The sequence below is a fragment of the Bradyrhizobium sp. USDA 4538 genome, assembly GCF_024171045.1.
In the GTDB taxonomy this organism is placed as follows: domain Bacteria; phylum Pseudomonadota; class Alphaproteobacteria; order Rhizobiales; family Xanthobacteraceae; genus Bradyrhizobium; species Bradyrhizobium australafricanum.
On sequence record NZ_JALJZE010000001.1, the window covers coordinates 8,455,518 to 8,479,428 of the forward strand.

Consider the following 23,911-nt stretch of genomic DNA (forward strand, 5'->3'; position numbering starts at 1 on the left):
CTTCATTCCTTCGGCCCCTGCGCGCGCGGCGTCAAGCCGGGTCCCTCGCCTCGCTTACGCTGTTGTGATCGCCGCGCGCCAGCATCCACGCCGCGAGACCGGCAAGGATCGCCGCAGCCACCACCATGACGCAGGCCGCGCGCCAGCCCCATGCCGAGACCACAGCGCCGACCGCGATCGGACCGGTGACCTGGCCGAAATTGCTGCCCGTCATCAACAGGCCCATCATGACAGGCACCATCGCCGCCGATCGCGCCGCCGCGGGTGCGGTTGCCAGCAACGTCGCCGGGATCAGGCCGCCGATCGCGGAGAACAAAAGGCACAGCCAGAATGCGCCCCAGCCGCCGAGCACCGGCAGGAAGATTCCAAGCGCGGACGCGCCCATCACGAATGCCGCCACGGCGATCAGCAGGTTGCGGCTGACGCCGCGCGCAAGCAGATGACCGGCGGCGAGATTGCCGACGATGTTGCCGGCCGCGGCCAACGCACTGAGCCCGCCGGCGCCTTGGCTGGACACGCCGAGCCGCTCGGTCAGCAGGATCGGCAGGAAGCTGAACAGCGCAAAGAACATCAGGCTGTAGAGCGCAAACAGCACCATCAGAAGCGCCGGCGTGCGGCGCTGTGCCAGCGCGGTGGCTTCCTGCATCAGGCCGCTCCGCGCCGGGCCGGTCCGCGATGCCACTTCAGGCACAATGACGCCGGCGAGCACGAACAGCAGGGCGACAAAGGCAGCACTGGCCCACCAGATCGTGCGCCAGCCATCGAAGATCGGACCGGCGACCAGCGCCAGCGCGATCCCGAACGGCATCACGCAGCTCCACACCGCCATGGTGACGTCGCGCGCGCTGACATCGACGACACGATCCAGCAATGCAGGAGCCGCGACCATCACCAGCAGGAAGCCGAGCCCTTCCAGCAGGCGCGACGCCAATAGCACCGCTAACTGTGGCGCGAGCGCGCCCGAGGCTGCCCCCAGCGTGATGGCCGCGAGCCCGCACAGCAGCACCTTGCGAGCACCAACCGCGGCAATCACCACGCCCGCCGGCACGCTGCCGACAAGGCCGAGGACCGCAAAGATGCCGGCGATCGTTCCGACCGCGGCAAGGTCGATGCCGAGGCTCTGTTGCAGCATCGAGGCGGCAATCGGAACCTTGCCGACCTGCAGCGCCGCGCCGATCCCGCAACCGATCACGATGGCGACCGTGGCCCATCGCTTCGCCTCGGTCTGCTGCATCACGGCCGTCTCGATCGTCATGCGTCCACTCCGCCCTGGTCAGAGCACAGAGATAGCGTTTCCCGACCATCGACAGGAGTGATATGTTTTGCATCCGATTGATCGATTTCATAGATCATGCTCGACAACCTGACGCTCGATCAGATCCGCACCTTTGTCGCCATCGCCGAGCGCGGCAGCTTTCGCGCCGCCGCGGCCAAACTGGCGCGGGTGCAATCCGCGGTCAGCCATGCCATCGCCAACCTCGAAGCCGAACTCGGGCTGACGCTGTTCGACCGCTCCAGCCATCGCCCGGCGCTGACGGCCGAGGGCAAGGCACTGCTGGGCAACGCGCGCGACCTGCTGCTCCGTGTCGACGCGATGCGGGCGCGGGCACGCGGCCTGGGCGACGGGGTGGAATCGGAACTCTCGCTCGTCGTCGATACGCTGTTTCCGATCGCCGCCGTCGGCGCGGCGCTGACGGAAATGCGGGCGGCCTATCCGTCCGTCAGCGTGCGGCTCGCGGTCGAACCGATGGGCGGTCCGATCGCTGGCTTGACCGAACGGCGCAGCGCGCTCGCGGTTACGGTCAGCGAGGATTTTCGCGATCCCCGCCTCGCGCTCGATGCGATCTGCGCGGTGCAGATCGTCGCCGTTGCCTCCGCCGGCCATCCGCTCGCGCGCCGCGGCCGCAAGAGCGTGGCGGATCTCGCCGATCATCTGCAGATCGTGCTGTCGGATCCGACCCCGCTGTCGGAGGGCCGCAGCTTCGGCGTGCTCTCGCCGCAGATCTGCCGGGTGAGCAATCAGGACACTAAGCACGCCATGATCCTGGCCGGGCTCGGCTGGGGCCGGCTGCCGCTCTGGCAGGTGGCGCGCGACCTGAAGGAGCGCCGCCTAGTGCGGGTCGAAACCGGCGCGCTCGGCCGCAACGCCGCGCTTGCGATGGAGGCCTATCTCGCCCACCGGCTCGACGAACCGCTGGGACCTGCGGCACGTGCATTTGCCGATGCATTGACGCGGATCGCTGCGGGCACGCATGCGCCGAAGATCAGGGCGAAGACGGCGAAGAAACACTGAGCCGCAGCGATCGCTCGCCCGGCCCTGTGGCGGCCGACCGCAAGCGCCTCAGTCCTCGATCTCACCGCTGCGGATCGCAAGCCGGATGGCCTGCGCTGTCGTGGCGACGCCGAGCCGAAGCCGCGCACGCCGCAAATGGTTCTCGACCGTGCGTTCGGACAGGCCGAGCGATGCCGCGATGTCGGCCTGGCGTCGTCCCGCCGAAATCCAGCGCAACACCTCGCGCTCCCGCGGCGACAGGCTCGACGCACCGTTCGGCTCGTGCGCTTCCATCAGCCCGCGGGCGGCGCGGAAGGCCGCCGCGCCGATCATCGTCAGCGCCGCACGCGTCCGCGGCGACGCATCGATCCGCGTTCCGGCGAAGCTCATCGCGCCTTCGAGGCCGGTGCGCCCGAACACCGGAACCTGCAGCCCATGGAAACCGGGCCCGCGCGGCGTGCGCACCACGCGATACTTCTCGCCGCGCGCCGACATCACCTTGGTCCAAAAAAACGCCTGGTCCACATTGAGGAAATTGCGCGTCACCGGACAATGCCGGACATAGGTCTCGGCATCGACGGTCACGCCTTTGCCGAACCAGTCGCCTTCGACCCACTAGATCCGGTCAACCAGGTCCTCACGTGCCGGCGACGCCGAGAACATCACGAACCGGTCGTAGCCGAGCGGCACGCTCGCGGACCGCACCGCCGCCTGGATCGCGGGCAAGCTCTCGCTGCCCTCGATCGCAACCACGGCTTCGATGTAGCGGTCCATGCGGTGCCATCGTGTCGTGCGGAAGGCCGGTCGCGCGCGGCCGAGCGCGTTGAGGATTTTCCCTCAAGCGAGGTCGGCCTGCAAGGCGCGCGACATTGGCGCGCCGCCGGCGGCGCGGCGAGATTCGCGCCGCCCGGGGGTTAAGCCGCCGCCCGCTCAGCGCCCGCCGAGCGTATCGAGCAGAGCCTTTGCGGCTGCCTTGCCGACATTATTGGCGGCGAAGGGGCTGTCACCGGTGATCAGCTTGCGATCCTGATGGGTCTTGCCGGTGATGTCCTTGTTCAGGATCTCAACCCCGAGCGCCTGCAACTGTTCGCCGAACGCGCAGGTCAGCGCGCCCGGCATGTAGCCGATATCGGGCGTGGTCCGATCGATGGCGTCGGGAAATGCGCAGATCTTGTAGCCCTTGAAGGGATAGTCGCCCTTGGCTTCGCCGACCGCGGACGCCAGCAGCGCCGCCGGGCCATGGCAAAGCGAGATGATGTGCTTGTCGTTGTCGAGAGCCCATTTCAGGGCGGCCTTCACGTCGGTGCTTTCGGGCAAGCCGATCAGCGCACCATGGCCGCCGGGAATGAACACCGCGATGTAATCGGAATCCTTGCCGAGTTTTTTTTCGATCACGTCGGAGAGCTTCAGCGGCTGCTTCAGCCTGGCGAGATATTTCTGGTAGATGCTCTTGACCGCGTCGTCCTCCTTCGGAAACGCCCAGAGCTCGAATTTGACCGGATTGCCCGACACGGTCGCGATATCGAATTCGAAGCCCGCCTTGTCGAGGTGATACATCGGCAACAAGGTCTCGACGGGATGGTTGCCGGTCGAGAACATCGTGCCGTTCTGCAACAGCAGATAGCGCTCGTCCGCGGCGATCATCAGAATTTTCCAGCGGCCGCCTCTGTAGGCGTTGGGATAGTCAGCGCCGGAGAGATCCGACTTGGCCGAGGTGAATTGCCCAAGCGAGTAAGGCGACGGAAAGAAAGCATTGTTCTCCGCCGGATCGGGTACGGGACGCTTGTCCTGGGATTGCTCGGACATCGAGATATCCTCTCTCATCGTGTTGCGATCCGGCAAAGGTAAGCACGAGATCCGCGATGAGGAATGAGGGATTTCCCTCAACCCACTTTCCCGGGCATCCCTATCCCTGTTTCTGCAACACCGTGATGTGCAGGCGGCGGCGGATCTCCATGCCCTGGCGGCGATAGAGCGCGATCGCCGAGACGTTGCTGGTGAAGACGTGCAGGAATGGAATTTCGCCACGCGCCACGATCTGGCGGGCGACCGCCGACAGCAACGCCTGCGCGTAGCCACGGCCGCGATGCTCCGGATGCACGCAGACGGCGGTCATCTCGGTGTAGTTCCCCGGCTTCATCCGTTCGCCGGTCATCGCGACCAGTTCGCCATTGATGCGGATGCCGAGAAAGCTGCCGAGCTCATGCGTCCGCACACTAAACGGGCCGGGCTTTGTCAGCTCCGTCAACGCCATCATCGCAGGAACATCGGTAGCGCCGAGCGTGACGATCTCGACGCCGGGCGCAGAATGGTCCGCGGGCACGCCGATCATCTGCTCGCCGGTCTCGGCCAGCAGCACCTTGAACTGCGGCGGCACCGGGACAGGATCAGGCGTGAACAGCACCGCGATGTCAGGTCCCGACAGTAGCGCACCGAGCGCGGCAAAGCTCCTTGGCGACATGTCGACCATGTCGGCGAAGGGTGCGATCGCGAGCGGAAAGCGCCTTGCATCGGCGCCGCCTTCCGCCAGCTCGCGTTGTCTCGTGGTCAGCGCGCTCCAGATCGGGCGATCGAGCGGATGATTGGGCGGGACTTCGGACATGCGGCGCTTCGCTCCTGATTTTTTTGGAGCAGAGCAAGAAGCGCAGGCAAAATCCAGCATGGCGTGTTGTGGTTGTGGCTCACAATCACGCCAGCAGGTGAAACCCCGCTACGCCACCTTCAGGCAGAGCTCGGTGCCACCTTTGAGCGGCAGCGTGATCGACACGAAGCCGTTGTCGGGACCGCGCACGAACTCCAGGAAATCCGCCTCGGCATTGTCGTTCATGACGTAGCCGCCGACGCGCAGTTGCGGCGCGACGATCTCGACCACCTGGCGCGCCAGCGTCGGCCCCTTGTCGCCCGGCCAGCCGTCGATCAGGATGAAGTCAACGGGACCACCGAGATCGCGCAGCGTCTTGCGCGCATCGCCCTCGCGGATGTCGGCGTAGTCGGCAAGGCCGGCCTCCGCAAGATTGCGCTTCGCCGCTGCGACCTTGGCCGGAACGATCTCCGACCCGATCACGGTGCCGCCGCCATTGTCGCGCATCGCGGCGGCGAAATAGAGCGTCGACATTCCGACCGAGGTCGCGAACTCGGCGACGCGCTGGGCGCGCAGGCCGCGGCACAACAGATAGATCAGCTCGCCCTGCTCCGGGTGGATCGAGAATCCCTGCTCGGCATAGTCGTGCGGGTCGCGGCTGCCGCTCTGCGTCGGATTGCCCCTCACGGGCGCCCGGCGGGTGGCCTGCAGGCGCTCGATGACGGCGGTGACGCGGGCATCACGGATCGCGCTGTGCGGTTCGGCGTTGTACATGAAAGGTCTCCTTTGCTGCGACGGCGTCATTGCTGCAGGATCTCAGCGGCCGCGCGGTCGAGGATCTTTGCGATCCGCCGCGCCTCCGCGGCATCGCAGCCGCGCTTCTGGCGCAGCGCGCTCTTCAGCGCGTGACGGGCGCGGTGCACCTCGTCGGACGCCTCGCCGTCGAGATCGCTCACGCCGGCGAAGGCTTCGCGCACCTCCTCCATGCGGCGGCCGATCCGCGACAGCGCCTCGAGGATGGTATCCGCGGTCGTGCGGTTCTCGCCGAGATACGCCCTGCCCTGCTCGGTGATGCTGTAGAGTTTGCGTGCCGCGTCCTGGGTGACGTTGGCATTGCCGATCTCCTCGAGGAATGTCAGCGCCGGATAGATCACGCCCGGGCTCGGGCTGTAGAAGCCGTCCGACCGCTCCTCGATCCTCTTGATCAACTCGTAGCCGTGCGCCGGCTGCTCGCCGAGCAGCGCCAGGATGACCAGTTGCAGATCCTGCGACGAAAGCCGCCGCGATCCCGGAAAATCACCGCCGCCACCCCGCCCGAAGAAGCCATGGCCGCCGCGGCCGAAGCGATGGCCGCCCCGGCCGTGCCGGCCAATGGCGAAGAACCCAAACCGGAAGCCGTCATCGTCCCGGTCGCGAAACATCGATCGTCTCATTTGCTCATTTCTTACTAAAAACATATCTTACGATATATCTACAGATGGAAAGGCGACAACCCACATTTTCGTGAGATTTCCGAAATGGGCGGCGACCAGAGCTGGCCAAGGATGGCCGGCTCGGCCCCGGGGGCTTGTCGACCCTCGCGCGGCTGGCCTATGGCTTTGAACGCCTTCCAGCCCTGCGACTCATGCGCCCCAAGACCTTCGAAGCCCATTGTCTGCGCCTGCCCGCCGCCACCAAGGTGGTGCAATGGGAAGGCACGTCGGTGTTCAAGGTCGGCGGCAAGATGTTCGCGCTGGCCGGCGGCTACATCGAGAGCACCGGCGGCTTCATGTTCAAGACCTCGAACATGGCCTACCAGCTGCTGATCGAGCAGGGCTTGGCGCGGCCCGCGCCATATCTGGCGCGCGCCACATGGGTGCAACTGGTGAGGAACGACTCCCTGCCCGACGCTGAGCTCAAGGCCTATCTCGGCCAGGCGCATGCGCTGATCGTCGAAAAGTTGACGCGGAAGTCGCGCAAGGCGCTCGGGCTCGACTGATCGGCCAAGCTGCGACGCTATTCAGCCACCCAGCGGCTTGTCGGAATCGCCCGACAGCAATTTCGGAAACAGCTCCTTGAAGGCGAACTTGTCGTCGCCCTTGGCGCGGTCGAAGCGCAGCACGACGTCGAACCGGCTGCCCTCCCATTTGGTCGGCGGGGTGCCCTTGCTGACCGGGATCAGCGGAAGGATATCGGAGATGATCGCCTTGTGCTCCCAGCACAGCAGCACGACGCCCTTCAGCGCCAGCACCGCAGGCACCAGCCTCGGCTCATCGCCCTTGCCAAAGCTTTCGTTCGGGGTCAGGCCGCGCCGTGCGGCAAGCGCCGAGATCGTCTCGGCCGGACGGCTCGACGGCGGCTGATTGGCCGTGGTGCCCGGTGTCGCGGCATAGATTGCATCGGGCTTGGCATAGTCACCGCCGGTGAGATCGGTGCCGAACAACGCGGTCCACTCGCCCGCACGCTCCCACCCACGGAGCACAAGCGAGTCAGTGTCGGAGACGCCATCCGCGGTGAAACCGGGTCCCGGCCAGGAATCGCCCGGCTTCTCGGCATGACGGATGATGAAGAGCGTGAGCGCGTCCATGGGCGGCCTTTCGGGAGAAGATGTGTGGCAGGATCCGGCGTCGGTGACGTCGATCCTATCCCCGTTACAGCCTCCGGTTGACGAACCGCATCACAGTTTGCGAAAACTAGCGCGGTACTGCGCCGGCGACACGCCGAGCCGCTCGCTGAACACGATCCGCATCCGGTCGGCCGAACCGAAGCCGCAGTCGAACGCAACCGCCTTCAGCGGCCGGTCTGAGCCCTCGAGCAGCCGGCGCGCGGCGTCGACCCGCGCCCGCTCGACGAATTCATGCGGCGTGATTCCGGTCTCCTGCAAAAAGGCGCGGCCGAAATTGCGCACGCTCATGCCGACGGCTTCCGCCAGCGACTGCAGCGTGTGGCGATCGCCGACATGCTGCATGACATGCGCCTGCGCGCGCGCAATCGGCGAATCCTCATCGACCGGCGCGGTGAGATAGGGACTGAACTGCGACTGCCCGCCCTGGCGCTGCGCCACCACGACCAGCCGCTTGGCCACCGCGACCGCAACCTGCGGCCCGTGCCGCTCGGCGACCAGCGCGAGCCCGAGATCGATCCCCGCGGTCACGCCGGCCGAGGTCATCAGATGCCCATCGCGAATGTAGATGCGATCGAAGATTACCTCGGCTGCCGGAAAGCGCGCCGCCAGCCGCTGCGCGTTCTGCCAATGCGTCGTCACCTTGTGGCCGTCGAGCAGCCCGGCATGGCCGAGCGCGAAGGCGCCGGTGCAGATCGAACCATAGAGCTCGGCGCGCGCGGGCGCCCCGCGCAGCCACTGTGTCAGTTCGGGATCCGGCGCGGCGTCGGGCAATGCCGGCCCGCCCGCCACCAGCAGGATATCGAACTTCTCCTGTGCCTCGGCGAAGCTGAGATCGGCCGATATCTTCATGCCGTTCGACGCGCGCAGCGGTTCGCAGCCGGCGCCGACCAGCACCGTCTCATAGCCATTCCCCGCGGGCACAAAGCCGTTCGTTTCTGCGAACACGTCGACGGGACCCGCGACATCGAGCGCCTGAACCCCTTCGTGAATCGCGATCGCGACTCTCTGAATCGCCATACCTTCTCCCTGCCCGCTGGCGCGAAACGACGTCTGGTTGGCCCGATCCGGCGGCGCGCGATCGTTGCGGGATCGGGCCCAAACGGGCGACAAGCACGCCACGGATCGCGCCATCCGGCGATCCGCACACACCGCAGAGACGAGCGCCGGGCTCGCGTGTTCGCACGCCACGGCATCGTCTTGCCATATCGAGGAGCGTCTTGAAATGACCGAGATCATCGCCGGCATCCGCGTACCCGACAGCGCGATGGCCCGCGCCGCCACCCAGCTGGTGCGCGATACCGAGGACGACCTGCTCTACAATCACAGCCGCCGCGTGTTCTTCTGGGGCGCGCTGACCGGCAACCGCCGCAAGCTGAAATTCGATCCCGAACTGCTCTATATCGGCGCCATGTTTCACGACATGGGCCTCACCGCTGCTCACGCGAGCCCCGATCTGCGCTTCGAAGTCGACGGCGCCAACGCCGCGCGCGACTTTCTCAAGGGCTATGGCATTCCGGAGCGTGACATCGAGGATGTCTGGACCTCAATCGCCCTGCACACCACGCCTGGCGTCCCCGAGCATATGCGTCCGACCATTGCGCTGGTCACCGCCGGCGTCGAGATGGACGTGCTCGGCATCGCCTACGACGAATTCTCGCACGAGCACCGCGACCATGTCTGCGCGCACCATCCGCGCGAGGCGAACTTCAAGGAGAACATCATCGATCATTTCGCCGCCGGCACCATCAGGAAGCCGCTGACCACCTTCGGCAACGTCAAGGCCGACGTGCTGGCGCTGAAGGACATGAACTATACCAGGATGAACTTCTGCTCGATCATCCTCGGCTCGAAATGGCCGACATGACGCGACGTCAATGGCGGTTGGCGGGACCGTGGTCGGGGCCGGGATCCCGACCGGCGGCCGCGTGGGAGAGCCGGCCCATGTAATGCGCCCAACCCTTGTCGTGGCTCTCGCACTGCGCGGCGTTCGGCAGGCCGCTATGGGTCATGCGGAGCAGCGTGCCGTTGTCCTGCTCCATCAGGTCGATCTCGATCAGGCTCGATCCCGGCGGCACTTCCTCGCTGCCCTCCCAGCCGAAGCTGTAGGCCAGACGATGCACCGGCACGACCTCGCGGAACGCACCGCGCGCGGCGCGGCTGCGATCGCTGCCGAGCCCCTTGAGGAAGTAGAGGCCCCCGGGATGCGTCTCGGTCGCGGCTTCGAGCCCCATCCAGCTCACGATCTTCTGCGGATCGGTCAGAAAGGCGAACACGGTTGCAGCCGGGGCTGCGATCTGGATCTCGCGTTGAACGATGAAGGCTTCAGTCATCGATCCATGCTCCATTGACAGTCGGTGCTCAGGGATAATTCGTGACAAGAGTGGTGCGTCAACCCCATGATGGCGTAATGCAATTGTCCTCGACGTTGAGCTGGCTGGTCGACGCCGCCGCCGAGACCGCGGGCGCCAACCGGTTGTTGGCGGACCTCGGTAGCCACCTTATCACGGATGGCCTGCCGCTTGCCGGCGGCGCTCTGACGCTTGAGGTTCCGCACCCCCTGATTGCAAGACGAACCTGGCTGTGGCGTGCCGACAATGGCGAGGTCATCGAAGCGCTCGGATTCGCACCGGAACAACCTTTTGCGATGCCCGATATGGTGGGATCCGGCGACGCCGGCCGGCGCTGGCTCGGAACTCTCGCGCCCGGCCCGATCCACGAGGGCACGATTGGAACGCGGCCGGATGGCCCGACCCTCGGCTGGATCGGGACACGCGCGTTCACACCTGCCGAGGCGGATCAATTGCGCGAGGCGGCGCGGTTCACGGCCGCGCCGCTCGCCGCGCTCGCGGCGCGCGCGACACTGACGGCGGCGCTGGAGGCCTATCTCGGCCGGCGCAGCGCGGCGCGCGTGCTGGCATCGCCATTGCGGCGCAATACCGGCGAAACCATCCGGGCGGCACTGCTGTTTGCCGACCTTCGCGGCTTCACCTCGCTGTCGGAAAGCCATCCGCCTGCCGAGGTGATCGCGGCGCTCGATGCCTGGTTCGACCGCATCGCCGGCGCCATCCACGCCTTCGGCGGCGAGGTGCTGAAATTCATCGGCGACGGCCTGCTTGCGATCTTTCCGGTCACGACCAGCGCGCGCAGCGCATCCGAGGCGGCATTGCGCGCGGTGTCGGCGGCGCGCGTCGGCATGGCCCATCTCGATGCAGAGCGACGCAAGCAGGGCTTGCCGCCGTTGCCATTCGGCGCGGCGCTGCATCTCGGCGAGGTGCACTGGGGCAATATCGGCGCCGCCGACCGCCTCGACTTCACCGCGATCGGTGCCGCGGTCAATCTGGTGAGCCGGCTCGAAGGGCTGTGCAAGCCGCTGGAGCAGACCGTGCTGGTTTCGGGCGCCCTCGCCGCCGAGACCGAGACGCCGCTGGTCGCGCTCGGCAGTCATGAATTGCGCGGCATTGCGCGGCCATGCGCGGTCTTCACTTTGCCGGAGGGGTGAGCCGATCATCTGAACAGGCGCAGCCACGGCGCCAGATGAAATGCGCTCATCAGCGCGTACATCGGGACCATACCCTGCAATGACAGCGGTCCCTGCATCGCGCCGCAGATCATGTCGGCCGGCGCCATCGCGGCAATCAGCGCCATCACGGCGAAGGTCGGCGCCGCCGCCAGCGACAGAAAGCGCGCCACGATGGGCCCGCGTCCACTGAGCCGCCCCCTCACCCAATCTTCTCGTGTTTCAATACCGGCCATCGTTCGATCTCTCTGGAGATGATCCATGTCGTCATGTGCTAGGTTAGGACCGAGCCTCGGAGGGTGAGAGTGACAAGTGTGTCGGGATTCGAATGGACTCGCTGATAACGGCTGCGGCGCGCGCGCTCGCGGCGGGTGATCCCCTCGGCGCACTGAAACGGGTGGCCCTGCGCGACGATGCGCCGGCGCTGGCGCTGCGCGGCATCGCGATGGCCCGGCTCGGCGATTTCGCCCGCGCCAAGGAGCTGTTGCGGCGCGCAGGACGCGCCTTCGGCCCGCGCGAAGCGGTCGCGCGGGCGCGCTGCGTGGTGGCGGAGGCCGAGATCGCGCTGGTGTCGCGCGACCTTTCCTTTCCCGGCAAGAGCCTCGCCGCGGCGCGCGCAACGCTCGCAGCACGAGGCGATGCACTCAATGCCGCCCATGCCGGCTATCTCGAAATCCGCCGCCTGCTGCTGATCGGGAGCCTCGATGCGGCCGAGCGCATGCTTGATGGCCTCGACCCAGCACCGTTTCCGCCGGCGCTGCGGGTCGGCCATGAACTGGTCGTCGCCGGAATCGCGATGCGGCGGTTGCGGACCAAGCCGGCACGCGAAGCGCTGGCCCGCGCGAGGGAAGCCGCGCGCCGCGCCGGCATCGCCGAGCTCGCGGCCGAGGTCGAGAGCACCGCGCGCATGCTCGCCACACCCGCGGCGCGCCTGATTGCGCGCGGCAGCGAGCAGCCGCTGCTGCTCGAGGAGGTCGAAGCGCTGATGGCGTCGAAGGCGCTCGTCGTCGATGCCTGCCGCTATGTCGTGCGCGATATCGGCACGACGGTCTCGCTGACCCGACGGCCGGTGCTGTTCGCGCTCGCCCGCGCGCTGGGCGAAGCGTGGCCGCAGGACGTGTCCCGCGGCACGCTGATCGCGCGGGCGTTTCGCGGCAAGCACGCCGATGAATCACACCGGGCGCGGCTGCGGGTCGAGATCGGACGGCTGCGCCGGGCGCTGCGGCCGCTGGCCGATCTCAGCGCGACACCGGACGGCTTTGTGCTCCAGCCGCATGGCCGGCGCGAGGTGACCGTGCTGGCGCTGCCGGTCGAGGAGGAGCATGCCGCGGTGCTGGCTTTTCTCGCCGACGGCGAGGCCTGGTCGAGCTCGGCGCTGTCGGTCGCACTGGGGGCGAGCCAGCGCACCGTGCAGCGCGCGCTCGACGCGCTGGCCGCCACCGGTAAGGTGCAGTCGGTCGGCCGTGCCCGCGCCCGGCGCTGGATGACGCCGCCGGTGCCTGGATTCACGACGACGTTGTTACTCCCTGCCCCGCTGCCGAACGGCTAGCATCAGGACACAATTGGAAGCGTTTTCGAGCGAAGCGGATACCGGTTCGCGTGAAGAAAACGCGTCAAAACAGGATTCTGGAGCCTCGATTCTGATTCAATCAGAATTGAAGCTCCAGGCGACGGGAGCGCACATGAAAAAGGCCACGGCCGAGATCATCCGGGAATACGGCCCCTTCGACGGCGTCGAGAACGTCGGCGGCGTCAGCTTCGACGGCGAGCAGGTCTGGTTCGCGGCCGGCGATCGCCTGGTCGCCTTCGATCCCGACAGCGGCAACACCACCCGCACCCTCGATATCGCGGCTCATGCCGGCACCGCCTTCGACGGCAAGCACCTCTATCAGATCGCCGAGGACCGCATTCTGAAGATCGAGCCGAACAGCGGGCGCGTGATATCCACCATCCCCTCACCCGGCGGCGGCCGCGACTCGGGCCTCGCCTGGGCGGAGGGCTCGCTGTGGGTCGGCCAGTATCGCGACCGCACCATCGTTCAGATCGATCCGGAAACCGGCAAGGTTCTGCGCACCATCGAAAGCAACCGGTTCGTCACCGGCGTCTCCTGGGTCGATGGCGAACTCTGGCACGGCACCTGGGAAGGCGATGAAAGCGACGTGCGGCGGATCGACCCGCAGACCGGCGAAATCATGGAAAAGCTGGAGATGCCGCAGGGCGTGTTCGTCTCTGGCCTCGAGTCCGACGGCGCCGACCGCTTCTTCTGCGGCAGCGGTTCCGCCAACAACAAGGTGCGTGCCATCCGGCGACCGAAGCGCAGCCGCGCGTGAAGTGGATCGCTTCACGCGCGCACCGGCCTCATGCCGGCGCCGGCACCGCGGTGGGCCGCGCCGCCGGCATCGGGCGGAACGTCATCATGATCAGGAACGCGCCGATGCCGACCGCCCAGGAGCCGACATAGAGCCACGTGTAGCTCGCGAAGGTGTCGTAGATCAGCCCACCGGCGAGCGGTCCGGTCGCCATGCCGAGGCTGCCGGCCATCGCGGTGCCGCCGATCACCGTACCCATCATCCGCAGCGGAAAATTCTCGCGGATCAGCACGGAATACAGCGGCATGGTGCCGGCATAGATGAAGCCGAAGATCGCCGCGACCGCGTAGAATGCGGCGAGCTCGCGCACGAAGACGTAGCCGAGCGCGCCGAACGCCTGCGCCAGCAATCCGAGCACCAGCACGCGCTTGGCGCCGAAGCGGTCGCCGAGCAGGCCGAAGGCGATGCGGCCGCCCATCCCGGCGAGCCCTTCGACGCTGTAGATCGTCACCGCAGCAACCATCGGAATGCCGCAGGTGACCGCGTAACTCACGGTATGGATGATCGGGCCCGAATGGGTGGCGCAGCAGAAGAAATTGGTCGCGATCAGGATGATGAATTGCGGCGAGCGCAGCGCCTGCGCCAGCGACATCGGCGGTTCGCCGTTTTCGGAGATCGCTTCAGCGTGGTCGCCCTGCAGCGCCGGCGGGCGGCGCACCAGGAACGAGACCGGGATCATGATCGCGCCGACCACGCCCGAGACGATCAGCATCGCGGTGCGCCAGTCGTGGTGGGAGATCAGCCAGGCCGCAAGCGGCGACATCGTCATCGGCGCCATGCCCATGCCGGCCGACACCAGCGAAACGGCGAGGCTTCGATGGGTGTCGAACCAGCCGGTGACGCAGGCCATCATCGGCGCGAAGATCGCCGCCGTTGCCGCGCCGACCACCGCGCCGAACACGAACTGAAAGGCCAGCAGCGATGTTGTCTGGCTGGCCAGCGCGAGGCTTGCCGCCAGCACGACCGATCCGGTCAGCACCACCGGAAGCGGCCCGAAGCGGTCGGACAGCGTGCCCCAGATCATGCTGGTGAAGGCCATCGCGAGAAAGCCGATCGTCATCGCGCTGGAAATGCCGGTCACCGACCAGCCGGTCTCGCGCGCCATGGGCTGGAGGAACACCGGCAGCGAGAACATGCCGCCGATCGCGACACAGCCGAGCAGGCCGCCGGCCGCGACGATCACCCAGCGATAGGTCGAATTGCTCATTCCGGAACTCCCGTTCAGCTCATTCTGGCTGGAAGACGAGCGGGAGGACGCGAAACCGACAGCTGACGAGCGCGCCAGCTCACTTTTTTGCGAGCATCGCGGGCTCGAGCGCCGCTACCGAAATATTCCTCCTGGTCAGCGGCCAGCGGGACTGCACCCCGGCTCCGGCGCGATCTCGCCGAGTGCTCGCACCTGCACGAGTTCCGAACCCTGCGTCCTGGCAATGAACATGTTCATCGCCGCGTGATGATCCTGACCGAGCGCGACAGGGCCGGTCGGCGACGGAATGGCGAGGCCCGCCATCGCGTCGATGATCGCCTCCTTGTCGAGCTTGCCGGCCCTCTCGGCCGCCGCCTTGAGTGCGATCAGCGTGTTGTAATGCGTCATCACATAGTTCGACATCGCGACACCCGGCTCTGCGGCGGCGCGCGCCTTCGCCACGAACGCCTTGACGGCCGGATCCTCGCTCGCCGCGACCGCCGGCACCACTGTGACCATGTTCTGGCCCTTGCCGCGGAAGATGCCGAGGTCGACCTCGGACAGTCCGAGGAATGCCACGGTGATGTCCTTTAGCAATCCGGCCTCGTCGGCCTGCCGGATGAAATCCATCCCGTCGCCCTTCAGCGCGAACAACAGCACCTTGGCCTTGCTCGCCGCGACCTCCTTGATCAGCGGTGAAAAGTCGGTCTCCGTCCCCAGCGTGTATTTGGTCGCGACCACCTTGCCGCCGAGCTTCTCGATCAAGGGCTGCGCGATGTCGAACATCTGGTGCGGCCAGACCCGGTCGGCGCCGAGCAGGAAGTACGTGTTGCCGAAGGCTTGCGTCATGTAGGGCAGCAGCTGGCCGAGCTCCTGGTTCGGCACCGCGCCGAACGAAAACAGATAGCGGCTGCATTTGCCGCCCTCGTAATTGGTGGCATAGAGCAGCGGCGTCTTCGAGCTCTCGGCAAGCGGCACCAGCGCATTCAGGTTGCGCGAGGTGATCGGACCGACCACCGCCAGCACGCCGTCCTTGTCGACCAGCGAACGCATGGCGTCAGTGGCCGCCTCCGGCCGCGTCTTGTCGTCGGCATAGATGATTTCGACCGGCCGGCCGAGAATGCCGCCGGCCGCGTTGATGTCCTTGGCGGCGAGATCGAGCCCCAGCCGCGCCTGCTGGCCGTAGAGCTCGACACCGCCGGAAAATGGCAGCACCGCGCCGACGCGGATCGGTTCGCCGGATTCCGCGGCGCGCGAAGGCTGAAGCAGCGCACCGCAGAGCAGAAGCGCGAGCGTCGTGCAGATGATCGAGCGTGATGCCATATGCGTCGTCCCTTCAAGCTTGATACAACCATGCTTGATCGAGGTTATCGGCGTGGCACTGAAGAATTCGTCAAGCGCCCCCCATTTGCGTCACATTCGAGGCTATGCTCACTCCGCGCGTCGAGACATTTCCGCGCGCCTTCTTCCCCAAAATTTCTGGCCTATCCGGCAACCCGCATCCGCGGAGTGCCGGCCCACGCCTTGTCATGATCGATGAAAGGACACCCTTTGCAAAACCGCTTCGTCCTGATCTCCGGCTGCTCCGGCGCCGGAAAATCGACGCTGCTGGCCGATCTGCGTGCGCGCGGCTATCCGGTCGTCGAGGAGCCCGGCCGCCGTATCATCGCCCATGAGCTCGCGTCCGGCGGCAAGGCGCTGCCGTGGGTCGATGCGGCAGCATTCCTGCATCGCGCCATTGACGTCGCACTGAAAGATATGGAGATGGCCAAAGCCCATTCCGGATGGGTGTTCTTCGATCGCGGCCACGTCGACGCGGCGTCGGCGCTCCAGGCGTTGACAGGCGAGCCGGTGCTGCACCCGAATTGCTCCATCCATCGCTACCACGGTCGTGTGTTCATGACGCCGCCATGGCCTGAGATTTACGTTACCGATTCGGAGCGGCGGCACGGCTTCGAAGCAGCCACGGCGGAGCATCGGCGGCTGATGGAGACGCTTCCGACGCTCGGCTACGACGTCATCAGCCTGCCGAAGCTATCGCCATCCGCGCGGGCCGATTTCGTGCTGGCGACGCTCGGCGGCGGCGTCCTACCTAAGGCCTGATCAGGCCGTCATTCCGCGGCCTCACGCTGCGGAACGCCCTGCTCGACATCGAGCTGCAAGATGTCGTTGAAGCGATTGAACGCGCTGCACAGCGCGATCCGCCATGTCAGCTCGACGATCTGCGCTTCCGAGAAATGTTCGCGCAGCCGTGCGAATATCTCGTCGCGGGTCTTGTTCCAGTTGTTGGTTACGGCGATCGCATATTCGACCACGAGCTTGTCGAGCGCATCGAGCTCGGGATGATCCTGATAGTCGAGCAGCCGTTCGGCGCCCGCTTCCGAAACTCCCTGGATCGCGAGCTTCGGCGCATGGTGCGACACGCAATAATCGCACTTGTTGAGCAGCGACACCGTCACCAGCGCGAGCTCGAGATGCCGCTTCGAGACCACCGCCTCGTCGGCGAGATCGACCAGCAGCGACCACATGTGCTTGAAGATCGGCGGGCGCTGCGCCATGACGCCGGCCTGGTTCTCGAACGCGCCATAGGTGGTCATCTTGTCCCACAGCGGCTTGAGCTCGCTCGGCAGGTCGTTCCTGGTCTTGATTGACACGCGTGACATGGATTGCCTCGGATCGGAAATTGAACCAATGCAGCCTGCCCCGCTTCGCCTGATACCGCAAGCCGCAGGGCGGCATGGCAGGCGTCACGCTGGCCGCAATCCGCGGCGCGGTCCGGCAAGCGGAGCGACTGTCGGTTCAGAACGACGTCCCGCCTCCGAACCGGAACTCCTGCACGATGTCGTACTTGCCCTTCGTGATCGGCACGGCGTAATCGAACCGCAGCGGGCCGAACGGCGAGGCCCAGATCAGGCCGACACCGACCGAGGTTCGCACCACGTTCCCATCGTCGTATTGAAGGCCGCATTTGCAAGCAGCCGTATTCACCTCGCCGGTTGCGGCCCACGACGTCGGGCCTTGATAACCCCAGAGCGAGCCGGCGTCCGCATAGACGGCCCCCTTCAGCCCAACCTCGGAGGGCAGGAACCAGAACGGCATCTGCAGCTCCATCGACGCGCCCCAATATTTGGTGCCGCCGAGCGCGTCTCCGACTGCGCCAAGGCTCGCATAGGTGATGTCGCGCGGGCCGATGCCGTTGGTGGCAAAGCCGCGCACCAGGTTCGGCCCCATCTGGAAATGGTCCAGCATGCGCAGATCATTGTCGCCGACCTTGGTGAGCAGGCCGCCCTGCAGGTGGATCAGTCCGATCAGGTCGGACACCAGCGGCGTGTAGTATTTCGCGTCGACCGCGCTCTTCAGATATGTCACGTCGCCGCCGACGCCGGCAAAGTCCTGCTTGAAGTCGATCAGCAGGCCGTCGGTCGGGTTCTTGTTGTTGTCGAGGGTGTTGTAGCTCAGGGTGTAGCCGATCTGCGAGGTCCAGGTCGCCCCTGCGGCCAGCTCCTTGCGCACCGGCAAGGTGGATTCTCCGTCGCCATAGCAGCCATACCCATAGAGCCCTGACGAGACCGAGTTCGTGGGATCGACGCCGCCAAGCACACTCTGGATGTAGGCAGGCGTCGGATTGAACGCGAGCGACGGGTTGGACGGATTGTTGTTGCAGTTCGCGTAGGCGCTATCGAGCGAGATTTCCTGCTGATAGAGCGAGTATCGCAACTGGAGGGTCAGGTCTTCGCGCAAGGCCAGGCCGAGCCGCGGCGAGAACCCGATCGTCTTCACGCCATAGGTCGTGTAGTCCGTCGGCAATTGCTCCTTGTAATACGCATCGAGCCCGAGCGCGACGCGATAGTCGAGCAAATACGGTTCGACAAAGGACAACGACAGGCCGCGCGAGTACTGGCCGTAGCTGACCGTTGCCTTGGCAAACAGGCCACGGCCGAGCAGATTTCGCTCCGAGATGCTGACCTCGGCGAGCGCGCCGTCCGTCGTGGAATAACCGCCAGACACGGAGAAGTCGCCGGTCGACTTTTCCTCCAGGTTGACGATCAGAACGACGCGATCGCTCGTCGAGCCGGGCTCGGTGGTGATCTTGACCGTCTTGAAATAGTCGAGATTCTTCAGCCGCCGCTCGGCGCGATCGACCAGCGCACGGTTATATGCATCGCCCTCGGAGAGATCGAACTCGCGCCGGATCACGTAGTCTCGGGTGCGGCCGTTGCCGCGAATGTCGATCCGCTCGATATAGGTGCGCGGCCCCTCCTCCACGCGAAACATGATCCCCACCGTGTGGGCCTCGAAATTCCGGGCGCCGTCCGGACGAACCACCGCGAAGGCGTAACCGCGGCGCGACGCCTCGATCTGCATGTCCTCGACCGATTTCTCGACCGCCTCGACATTGTAGAGCGAGCCTTCGCCGACGCGCGACAATGAACGCAGCGTCGTCGGATCGAAGCCCGCAATGTTCGAACGGAAACCGACCGTCGCAACGCGGTACTGCTGCCCCTCATCGATCTTGAACGTCACCTGAAAGCCCTTGCGCGCCGGATCATACTCGGCGAGCGCTGCCACGACCTGGACGTCCGCGTAGCCGTGCTTCAGATAGAAGCGGCGGATCAGGTCACGATCGGCCTCGACCCGATCCGGGTCATAGATGTCGGCGTTGCCGAGAAAGCTCAGGAAGTTCGTCTCATGGGTCTTGATCACGTCCTTCAGGCGCACCGCCGAAAAACTGTTGTTGCCCATGAACTCGATGGTCTTAATGCCGGTCTTCGCTCCCTCATCGACGGTGAAGACGAGATCGACGCGGTTGTTCGAGCGTTCGATGATCTCCGGCGTGACGTGCACGTCGTAGCGGCCTGAGCGCCGATAAATCTCGGCGATCCGCAGTGCATCCGACTGCACCATCGACCGCGACAGGGTGCCCCGCGGCTTGGACTGCATTTCGGCCGAGAGCTGCTCGTCCTTGATCTTTTTGTTGCCCTCGAACACGACGCGGTCGATCACCGGATTCTCGATCACGGAAACGACGATCCTGCCGCCCGCCTGATTGATCTTGACGTCCAGGAACAACCCCGTCCCGACCAGCTCCTTGAGCCCGTCGTCGATGGCAGCCTGATCGAGATGGCCGCCAGGTCCGGACCTGAAATAGGAGCGGATGGTCTCCGCCTCTACTCTCCGGTTGCCTTCCACCGTGATCGCGTCAACCGATTGGGCCGCCGCCGGAGTCAACAATGGCCATATCACGGGCGTCCCCGGGATCGAAAACCCCGACAGCACGATCGCCGCGACAAAGCCCCGCCACGTCTTCATTCCACACCTCGCGAACAACAAGCTCGTTGTGACGGGATGGTGATGGCTGCGGTGTGGCTGCCGGATTGCGGGATTATTTCCAGTGGTTTGGGACTGTGAGCGCGATGCGACGCGGCCAGCATCGCGGATTGCTTTGGGCTGCGAGCGACGCTTACAGTTCAGAAACATTATGCTTACGAAAAGGCGCAATGCCGCCCACAAGCGACGCGTATGCTGGTCAATTGGTGGCTGAGCGCGCTGGAACGCGCGCCAATGACGTTATGATGAGGACCCAGTCGCGGATCATGCTTGCACACACTCCGAAGATCCTGATCGTCGAGGACGATCTGCCGACCAGAGACTTGATCGCCCGCTACCTGCGCGACCAATCCTGCCTGGTGGCCACGGCCTCGAACGGCAGGGAAATGGATCGTTACCTTGCCGGGCATTCGCTCGATCTCGTCGTCCTCGATCTGATGCTGCCCGGAGAGGATGGACTGACCCTGTGTCGCCGCCTGCGCGGCGACTCGACGATCCCGATCATCATGCTCACGGCAAAGGGCGAAGACCTCGACCGGATCCTCGGGCTCGAGATGGGCGCGGATGATTATCTCGCCAAACCGTTCAATCCGCGCGAGCTGCTGGCGCGGATCAACGCGGTGCTGCGCCGCCAGGCCCAGGCCGGCCTTGCCGGGCGCTCGGGCCAGAGCGCCGCCCGCCTGCGCTTCCAGGACTGGACCATCGATCTTCGCCTGCGCGAATTGCGCGATCCCGACGGCGCCCAGGTCCCGTTGACCAGCGCGGAGTTCGACCTGCTGCAGGTGTTCTGCGAGCGGCCCGGCCGGATCCTGACGCGGGATGGCCTCTTGACCATGACGCGCAGCCGGCCGGCCAGTCCGTTCGGGCGCAGCATCGACGTCTTGGTCAGCCGGCTTCGCCGCAAGCTCGATACGAGCGAAGGATCGTCGGTGATCCGGACGGTGCGCACCGGCGGCTACATCTTCACGCCGCATGTGGAGGACGCATGAGCGGGACCCGCAGGATTGCCGCGCTTTTCAGCTTCCACCGGATCAGTGGCCAGATCGCCGCGCTGATCCTGCTTTCTCTGGTGCTCATCCATGCGCTGATCGGGCTTTATTTCGTCAGCCAGAAGCCGAGATCGTTCGCGGACAGGCCGATCCATCAGTTCCAGCTGGTTGCCAAGCTTCTGGCCGAGGCCCCTGCGGCCGATCGCGCAACGCTGTTGCGCGCGGCCGATCGAGCCTTTCCTCGCCTGCACCTCACATTGCGCGACGCAGGTCCGGGCTCGTCTGACGGTGCTTCGTCAGAGCCGCCCGGCGTCGACGATATCGACGAGTTTTCCTCGAAGACCGCGCCGGCGGCGGCTCGGTTGCCGGACGGAGTCCTGTTCGAAGCGACGATCGGCCCGACGAAAATGCCGCCGTTCTTCGGCGGATTCTGGGTCAGCACGTTCCTGTTCCTGTTCGTCAGCGTCACGCTGCTCGGCGTGTGGGCCGGCCGCGCGCTCAGCGCGCCGCTGTCCGCGTTCGCCCGCGCCGCCGAGAATTTCAGCATCAGCCAGGCGGACGCGCCGCTGCCGGAGACCGGCCCGGAGGAAATCCGCGCCGCAGCGGTCGCGCTCAATCGTATGCGCGAACGCATCACCACCTTGATGAATGACCGCACGCGCATGCTCGCCGCCATCAGTCACGACCTGCGCACACCGATCACCCGGCTGCGGCTCAGGTCCGAATATATCGAAAACGATGCCCAGCGTGCGGAGACCCTGCACGACCTCGACCAGATGCAGGCCATGCTGGAATCCGTGCTGTCATTCCTGAGCGGCGGCAGCGCGGCGAAGCCGACGCTTGTGAACGTCGCTGCGCTGCTGCAGACGATCTGCGAGCAATTCTCCGATTGCGGTCATGTCGTGCGCTACGAGGGCCCGACCAGGGCTTCGCTCCTGATCCGCCCGAGCGAGATCAGCCGCACCGTGACCAACCTGGTGGAGAACGCCCTGAGGTTCGGCAGCGAAGTCGATATCCGGCTGACCGCGTCAACCGATAGGGTCACTATCGATGTCTCGGACGACGGTCCGGGGATTCCAGAGCACCGCCGGGCCGAAATGCTGAAGCCGTTCGTCCGCGGCGACGAGGCCCGCACCATGGACGAGAAAAGCGGCTTCGGACTTGGTCTTTCGATCGCTCAGGCCATGGTGTGCGGGCATGGCGGCGAGCTGTCGCTGCACGACAACACGCAGCACGGCCTTCTTGTCCGCATCAAATTGCCGGGGCCCGTGCACCTCGGATCGGATCGAAGCGGGACGAGCGCGTCGCGACCCGTACTTCCTGAGCTCGTGTCCGGTTAAAGCAAGATTCAGAATCGCTTGCCCCTGCCACCCGGCCGCTTTTGATCAGACCCGGACTGCCGGCGTGACGCGGCAATCGCCGTTCTCCTCCGCGTCATCCCTGAAGCGGCGCGGAGTTGTCGGTCGCGCCGTGGCGAAAATGCGGAAGGGCGCGGCGCGGATACAGCGCGTTACAATCTGGCCCGCAGGATCAGCCCTTCTTCGGATCGGTGCGCGTGTTGCGCAGCAGATTGTCGCGCAGCCTCGCGACGGTCTTCTGCACGACGGGAAATTCGTCTCCGAGCCCGGTGGCTTCGACCAGGGACACATTGATGTCCTTGTCGAGCAGGCGCCGGCCCGCCGCCGTCAGGCTCACCCGAACCTGCCGCTCATCGGCGGGATCTCTGACGCGGCTGATATAGCCGCTCTGCTCGAGCTTCTTGAGGATCGGCGTCAGCGTGTTGGATTCCAGAAACAGCTTCTCGCCGAGCGCGCTGACGGTCTGCTCGTCCTCTTCCGACAGCGCCACCATGGCGATGTATTGGGTGTAGGTCAGGCCGACCGCATCCAGGATCGGCTTGTAGGCGCGGCCGAAGGCCAGATTGGCCGAATAGACCGCAAAGCACAGAAAATTCGAGAGTTTTCGGCCCTTGGTCTCGGCCTTGGAGGTGCGGGTCACGGACGTCTCCGGAGTTTGTGATGTCGCAGTCCATATAAATCGCATCCGATTAAATCGGAAGTGCTTGACACGATCAAGCCTGAAGCCTATTTCGACGCGTACACGATTAGATCGGATACGATCTATATTCACCAAAGGAGCTCGCCATGACCACCAATGCAAAGGTTCTCGTCACCGGAAAGACCCACGTCACCGCCGGCCCGAACGGCGCCGCCCGCTCGCGCGACGGCTTCCTCGACGTCAAGCTGCCGCAGCCGCACCCCGCCGCGGAAAACCTGTTCGCGGCCGCCTGGTCGGCCTGCTACATCGGCGCGATCCAGCTCGCCGCCGGTCAGCGCAAGGTCAAGCTCGCGAGCGAGCCCGAAGTCGACGCCGAGATCGATCTGAACCAGGCCGGCAGCGCCTTCTTCCTGAGCGCCCGCCTCAACGTCCACGTCCCCGGCGTCGAGCGCGAGGTCGCGCAGGAGCTGATCGAAGCCGCGCACGGCATCTGCCCCTACTCCAAGGCGGTCCACGGCAACATCGATGTCACGACCACCCTCGTCTGAAACGAGCACATGACGATCTCCGACGCGGGCCGGCCGCTTGCCGGCTCGCGGTCGGGCAAGTCCAGAAGACTGGAGTTCAAGATGACCAGCAAGCTGATGAAGGCAACGCGCCTGCTCGCAAGGACGGCCTTGTTCACCGCAAGCCTCCTGACCATACCGAGCGCACAGGCGCAGCAACCGACTGGTTTCACGCGAACCGACCTGCAGCGCCACGACCTCAGCGTCGGCGGGCATGAAGCCGTGCAGGTGCGGGTCGACATCGCGCCGGGCAAGGCCTTCGGCCGCCACACGCATCCGGGCGAAGAAATCATCTACGTGCTCGCCGGCACCCTCGAATACGACGTCGACGGCAGGCCGCCGGCGAGGCTGAAGGCCGGCGACGTGCTGTTCATTCCCGCCGGCACGGTCCATGCGGCGAGGAATGTCGGCGACGTCACCGCCAGCGAGCTTGCGACTTACATCGTCGAGAAGGACAAGCCGCTGCTGACCCTCGTGAAGTGACCGGTACCGCCTGCCCG

At 65.7% G+C, this 23,911-nt stretch carries 26 protein-coding genes and 1 pseudogene; 11 read left to right on the forward strand and 16 right to left on the reverse strand.

Annotation, left to right across the window (positions count from 1 at the left end; all coding sequences use genetic code 11):
• Positions 1-31: 31 nt before the first annotated feature.
• A complete protein-coding gene (locus tag J2R78_RS39070) occupies positions 32-1,255 on the reverse strand; it encodes a CynX/NimT family MFS transporter (RefSeq protein ID WP_253608958.1) in 1,224 nt (407 codons plus the stop codon).
• 96 nt (positions 1,256-1,351) lie between these two features.
• Here J2R78_RS39070 and J2R78_RS39075 point away from each other — a divergent pair, with 96 nt between their 5' ends.
• Positions 1,352-2,293, forward strand: a complete 942-nt coding sequence (locus J2R78_RS39075; RefSeq protein ID WP_253608959.1) for a LysR family transcriptional regulator — start codon at positions 1,352-1,354, stop codon at positions 2,291-2,293.
• A gap of 48 nt (positions 2,294-2,341) precedes the next feature.
• Here the strand turns inward: J2R78_RS39075 and J2R78_RS39080 are convergent.
• From J2R78_RS39080 to J2R78_RS39105, 6 genes and pseudogenes are all read right to left on the reverse strand, one after another.
• A pseudogene (locus J2R78_RS39080) lies at positions 2,342-2,875 on the reverse strand (PA1136 family autoinducer-binding transcriptional regulator); the annotation flags it as partial.
• Positions 2,876-2,887: 12 nt separating this feature from the next.
• Entirely contained in the window at positions 2,888-3,046 is a 159-nt protein-coding gene (locus J2R78_RS39085; protein ID WP_253608961.1) for a hypothetical protein, read from the reverse strand.
• Positions 3,047-3,202: 156 nt separating this feature from the next.
• Entirely contained in the window at positions 3,203-4,078 is an 876-nt protein-coding gene (gene hchA / locus J2R78_RS39090; RefSeq protein ID WP_253608962.1) for a glyoxalase III HchA, read from the reverse strand.
• 100 nt (positions 4,079-4,178) lie between these two features.
• On the reverse strand, positions 4,179-4,874 hold the full coding sequence (locus tag J2R78_RS39095) for a GNAT family N-acetyltransferase (RefSeq protein ID WP_253608963.1): 696 nt from the start codon (positions 4,872-4,874) through the stop codon (positions 4,179-4,181).
• A gap of 108 nt (positions 4,875-4,982) precedes the next feature.
• The gene (locus tag J2R78_RS39100; protein WP_253608964.1) at positions 4,983-5,627 is read right to left on the reverse strand and encodes an O-methyltransferase; all 645 of its coding nucleotides are present in this window, start codon (positions 5,625-5,627) and stop codon (positions 4,983-4,985) included.
• A gap of 26 nt (positions 5,628-5,653) precedes the next feature.
• Positions 5,654-6,274 (reverse strand): PadR family transcriptional regulator, encoded by a 621-nt coding sequence (locus tag J2R78_RS39105; RefSeq protein ID WP_253608965.1) that lies wholly within the window; start codon positions 6,272-6,274, stop codon positions 5,654-5,656.
• A 203-nt stretch (positions 6,275-6,477) separates the two neighbouring features.
• On the opposite strand from J2R78_RS39105, the gene J2R78_RS39110 reads away from it, so the two are divergent.
• The gene (locus tag J2R78_RS39110; RefSeq protein WP_253608966.1) at positions 6,478-6,831 is read left to right on the forward strand and encodes an MmcQ/YjbR family DNA-binding protein; all 354 of its coding nucleotides are present in this window, start codon (positions 6,478-6,480) and stop codon (positions 6,829-6,831) included.
• Between the two features lie 21 nt (positions 6,832-6,852).
• Here J2R78_RS39110 and J2R78_RS39115 read toward each other — a convergent pair whose 3' ends face one another.
• Positions 6,853-7,419 carry a histidine phosphatase family protein gene (locus J2R78_RS39115; RefSeq protein WP_253608967.1) on the reverse strand — a complete coding sequence of 189 codons (567 nt, stop codon included), beginning with the start codon at positions 7,417-7,419 and terminating at the stop codon, positions 6,853-6,855.
• Positions 7,420-7,509: 90 nt separating this feature from the next.
• Positions 7,510-8,475 carry a GlxA family transcriptional regulator gene (locus J2R78_RS39120; protein ID WP_253608968.1) on the reverse strand — a complete coding sequence of 322 codons (966 nt, stop codon included), beginning with the start codon at positions 8,473-8,475 and terminating at the stop codon, positions 7,510-7,512.
• A 205-nt stretch (positions 8,476-8,680) separates the two neighbouring features.
• Between J2R78_RS39120 and J2R78_RS39125 the strand changes: the two genes are divergently transcribed.
• Entirely contained in the window at positions 8,681-9,322 is a 642-nt protein-coding gene (locus tag J2R78_RS39125) for an HD domain-containing protein (protein WP_253608969.1), read from the forward strand.
• Between the two features lie 7 nt (positions 9,323-9,329).
• Here J2R78_RS39125 and J2R78_RS39130 read toward each other — a convergent pair whose 3' ends face one another.
• Entirely contained in the window at positions 9,330-9,788 is a 459-nt protein-coding gene (locus J2R78_RS39130) for an SRPBCC domain-containing protein (RefSeq protein WP_057019819.1), read from the reverse strand.
• A 77-nt stretch (positions 9,789-9,865) separates the two neighbouring features.
• Here J2R78_RS39130 and J2R78_RS39135 point away from each other — a divergent pair, with 77 nt between their 5' ends.
• On the forward strand, positions 9,866-10,957 hold the full coding sequence (locus tag J2R78_RS39135) for an adenylate/guanylate cyclase domain-containing protein (RefSeq protein ID WP_253608970.1): 1,092 nt from the start codon (positions 9,866-9,868) through the stop codon (positions 10,955-10,957).
• A gap of 5 nt (positions 10,958-10,962) precedes the next feature.
• Here J2R78_RS39135 and J2R78_RS39140 read toward each other — a convergent pair whose 3' ends face one another.
• Positions 10,963-11,211 carry a hypothetical protein gene (locus tag J2R78_RS39140; protein ID WP_051002888.1) on the reverse strand — a complete coding sequence of 83 codons (249 nt, stop codon included), beginning with the start codon at positions 11,209-11,211 and terminating at the stop codon, positions 10,963-10,965.
• Positions 11,212-11,303: 92 nt separating this feature from the next.
• Here J2R78_RS39140 and J2R78_RS39145 point away from each other — a divergent pair, with 92 nt between their 5' ends.
• Together J2R78_RS39145 and J2R78_RS39150 are read left to right on the forward strand one after the other, a co-directional pair.
• Positions 11,304-12,524 carry a helix-turn-helix domain-containing protein gene (locus J2R78_RS39145; protein ID WP_253608971.1) on the forward strand — a complete coding sequence of 407 codons (1,221 nt, stop codon included), beginning with the start codon at positions 11,304-11,306 and terminating at the stop codon, positions 12,522-12,524.
• Positions 12,525-12,657: 133 nt separating this feature from the next.
• Complete coding sequence (locus J2R78_RS39150; protein ID WP_253608972.1) at positions 12,658-13,305, forward strand: glutaminyl-peptide cyclotransferase; 648 nt, start codon at positions 12,658-12,660, stop codon at positions 13,303-13,305.
• Positions 13,306-13,333: 28 nt separating this feature from the next.
• On the opposite strand, the gene J2R78_RS39155 is transcribed toward J2R78_RS39150, so the two are convergent.
• Positions 13,334-14,551 (reverse strand): MFS transporter, encoded by a 1,218-nt coding sequence (locus J2R78_RS39155; RefSeq protein WP_253608973.1) that lies wholly within the window; start codon positions 14,549-14,551, stop codon positions 13,334-13,336.
• Between the two features lie 135 nt (positions 14,552-14,686).
• Positions 14,687-15,853, reverse strand: coding sequence for an ABC transporter substrate-binding protein (locus J2R78_RS39160; RefSeq protein WP_253608974.1), 1,167 nt, complete (start codon positions 15,851-15,853; stop codon positions 14,687-14,689).
• A gap of 213 nt (positions 15,854-16,066) precedes the next feature.
• Between J2R78_RS39160 and J2R78_RS39165 the strand changes: the two genes are divergently transcribed.
• The gene (locus J2R78_RS39165; RefSeq protein WP_253608975.1) at positions 16,067-16,633 is read left to right on the forward strand and encodes an AAA family ATPase; all 567 of its coding nucleotides are present in this window, start codon (positions 16,067-16,069) and stop codon (positions 16,631-16,633) included.
• Between the two features lie 8 nt (positions 16,634-16,641).
• Here J2R78_RS39165 and J2R78_RS39170 read toward each other — a convergent pair whose 3' ends face one another.
• Positions 16,642-17,193 carry a carboxymuconolactone decarboxylase family protein gene (locus J2R78_RS39170; protein ID WP_253608976.1) on the reverse strand — a complete coding sequence of 184 codons (552 nt, stop codon included), beginning with the start codon at positions 17,191-17,193 and terminating at the stop codon, positions 16,642-16,644.
• Positions 17,194-17,329: 136 nt separating this feature from the next.
• Positions 17,330-19,840 carry an outer membrane protein assembly factor BamA gene (gene bamA / locus J2R78_RS39175; RefSeq protein ID WP_253608977.1) on the reverse strand — a complete coding sequence of 837 codons (2,511 nt, stop codon included), beginning with the start codon at positions 19,838-19,840 and terminating at the stop codon, positions 17,330-17,332.
• A 284-nt stretch (positions 19,841-20,124) separates the two neighbouring features.
• Between bamA and J2R78_RS39180 the strand changes: the two genes are divergently transcribed.
• The gene (locus J2R78_RS39180) at positions 20,125-20,847 is read left to right on the forward strand and encodes a response regulator (RefSeq protein WP_253608978.1); all 723 of its coding nucleotides are present in this window, start codon (positions 20,125-20,127) and stop codon (positions 20,845-20,847) included.
• On the forward strand, positions 20,844-22,187 hold the full coding sequence (locus J2R78_RS39185) for an ATP-binding protein (RefSeq protein ID WP_253608979.1): 1,344 nt from the start codon (positions 20,844-20,846) through the stop codon (positions 22,185-22,187). Before J2R78_RS39180 ends, J2R78_RS39185 begins: the two co-directional genes overlap by 4 nt.
• 190 nt (positions 22,188-22,377) lie before the next feature.
• Here the strand turns inward: J2R78_RS39185 and J2R78_RS39190 are convergent, their stop codons facing one another.
• Positions 22,378-22,845 carry a MarR family transcriptional regulator gene (locus J2R78_RS39190; RefSeq protein WP_253608980.1) on the reverse strand — a complete coding sequence of 156 codons (468 nt, stop codon included), beginning with the start codon at positions 22,843-22,845 and terminating at the stop codon, positions 22,378-22,380.
• A 146-nt stretch (positions 22,846-22,991) separates the two neighbouring features.
• Between J2R78_RS39190 and J2R78_RS39195 the strand changes: the two genes are divergently transcribed.
• On the forward strand, positions 22,992-23,393 hold the full coding sequence (locus J2R78_RS39195) for an Ohr family peroxiredoxin (RefSeq protein WP_253608981.1): 402 nt from the start codon (positions 22,992-22,994) through the stop codon (positions 23,391-23,393).
• A gap of 96 nt (positions 23,394-23,489) precedes the next feature.
• Entirely contained in the window at positions 23,490-23,894 is a 405-nt protein-coding gene (locus J2R78_RS39200) for a cupin domain-containing protein (protein WP_253610029.1), read from the forward strand.
• Positions 23,895-23,911 lie beyond the last annotated feature (17 nt).